We start from the raw sequence: 2,264 nt of genomic DNA on the forward strand, positions 1-2,264 counted from the left end.
GTTTTTGATTCATCTTCATAAAAAGCACGTCACCCTTTCTCATTCACATAAGAAAATAGTAACGTGCTTTTAACTTCAAAAATAGTCTAAAACCTTAAGTTGATGGATGTGGGGTACCACCCCATCGCTATCAAGCTAAGGTTTTAAAGTACCTCCTGAACGGAAATTTTGTGTTTTTTATAGCACCGGAGAGTTCTGTTACAAAGTTTTTTGTGTACCACTATATATAATCTATATCTTGTCTTGTTAATATATGTCCACCTCATAAAATCGTGAACACATGAAAGTGGAATTTAAAAAGAGTACTTTCCAAGGCACTCTCTGACCAAAACTTATATTGAAAAGAATACACATGATATTGTATGCATGTTGTTTAGGTAGGGGCAGTTTTATGACAAAATCGTTATTTGGATAATTCCAGTAATACGGTGATTTGTAAAGGCGAGGTGACTTTTATCTGTATGGAAAGTTTCAAAATGTTCTTTTTAGATGTATTAACAGTTAGAAAAACATACATCTGGAAATAAAACTTGATATTCCGGGATTAATCGAAGATCAGTAGTTGAGGTTGTAAAGTGTATATAATTTTTTTCTAATTTATCAAGTGTTGCCAGGTGATGAGTGCCTAAGCCATGCTGGATGCTATGTTTAGAAAGAGTAGGACCAATTTGTAATTTTCGGTTTTTCATTGCTGTATTCCATGGACTGTAAAAGAATTTTAAAATGAAAGCAGGATACATGTAAACGATAAATGGGTGAGGTGACCAATGCCGCCCTGCCCAATAGTTACCATGCGAATAATTGTGGAGTAATCTACCACCATAGTAAGGGGCAGGTGGATTAGGTTGGATTATCATCCCATGATAACGCTGTTTGACAAGGGGAATTCCATATCTCGGATTCGTATAACCGTGAGTAGGGTCATCCACCATCAGAATAGTCCTAATGGAATACATGTTTTGCCCTAAAGTAGCAAGAGATGAGAAAAAGGCTTCCTTATCAACACAGCAAAGGAATTCAGTGGTATTTAACACCATTTTCCATCCCGTAATTTCTTTTTCTATGTTCATTACTTCTTGATCAACTAATACGGCATCAAATTCTAATACTTTTGAATCACGGATTTCCCAATGAGGTGCAAATAATTTACATATTTCAACTGAACGATCAGTAGACCCACGATTAATAAGAATGCCATGATCAAATAGTTTTGTGTGGTGCATTAACCACCATGGAAGCAGATACTCTTCATTATAAAAATGAGAAATTAAAGTTGTATTAATAAAGAGTCCTCCTTTTAAATTTTTGTGAAATATATCCTTATCTAGTATGATATGCTACTTGACCTAAAAAGTTTTCTTTAGAAGTTATAATGGATATTGAGATTTAAAAATATTCGTGGGAATTTCAAGGGTCTGGAATGATGGATAATAAAATGGATGTATTAGACAGGAAATATTCTTTATACAAATCCTAGAATTAAAGATTGGGAAGTTAATTAAATTAATGGCTGACAGTGAATATGAAATTGAAACTATTGATAGTAAGGTAGTCAAGTGGCGGAATATAGAGTTAAGTAAGGTATGGAGTAAATATATGAAGAATAAAAGAGAAACCGTACTGTTTGAGTAAAAGAACAGTACGGTTTTTCATTTATGGGGTAATAAAAACTGTATTCGAAGGGTTATTTTTATTAGTTTAATTTAGGGATGGTTAATTCTATAGCATTTACACCGTTAGCACAGGTTACAATATTTTGGTTGGTAAAGGAGCTGTTATTTCGAATTTGAAGTGTTGAATTGACTCATATTCTTCCTGGCTCATTTCCGAATGGAATTGTAGCGATCACACTATTTGTTGCACCATCAATCACAGATACAGTATCATCATTAGTAGTTGCTACATAAATACGATTGACGGCTGTTAATCACGGTCCAGTAGGACCAGTTGCACCAGTAGGACCGGTATCTCCAGTAGGACCGGTATCTCCAGTAGGACCAGTTGCACCAGTAGGACCGGTATCTCCAGTAGGACCGGTATCTCCAGTAGGACCAGTTGCACCGGTAGGACCAGTATCTCCAGTAGGACCGGTATCTCCAGTAGGACCGGTATCTCCAGTAGGACCAGTTGCACCGGTAGGACCAGTATCTCCAGTAGGACCAGTATCTCCAGTAGGACCGGTATCTCCAGTAGGACCAGTTGCACCGGTAGGACCAGTATCTCCAGTAGGACCGGTATCTCCAGTAGGACCAGTTGCACCGGTA

Annotated in this window: 3 protein-coding genes; all 3 read right to left on the reverse strand. The window is 37.0% G+C overall.

Translation table 11 applies throughout. The annotated features are described in order from the left end of the window. Positions 1-494: 494 nt before the first annotated feature. Positions 495-1,223, reverse strand: a complete 729-nt coding sequence (locus ACTFSL_RS31030; protein WP_063538566.1) for a hypothetical protein — start codon at positions 1,221-1,223, stop codon at positions 495-497. Between the two features lie 581 nt (positions 1,224-1,804). Then, complete coding sequence (locus ACTFSL_RS31035) at positions 1,805-1,873, reverse strand: hypothetical protein (RefSeq protein ID WP_243821201.1); 69 nt, start codon at positions 1,871-1,873, stop codon at positions 1,805-1,807. A gap of 54 nt (positions 1,874-1,927) precedes the next feature. After that, on the reverse strand, positions 1,928-2,264 hold a 337-nt coding region (locus tag ACTFSL_RS31040; RefSeq protein WP_440042960.1), incomplete at its 5' end, for a hypothetical protein.

Origin of the sequence: Bacillus cereus group sp. MYBK108-1, from assembly GCF_051917185.1 — a bacterium.
In the GTDB taxonomy this organism is placed as follows: Bacteria; Bacillota; Bacilli; order Bacillales; family Bacillaceae_G; genus Bacillus_A; species Bacillus_A cereus.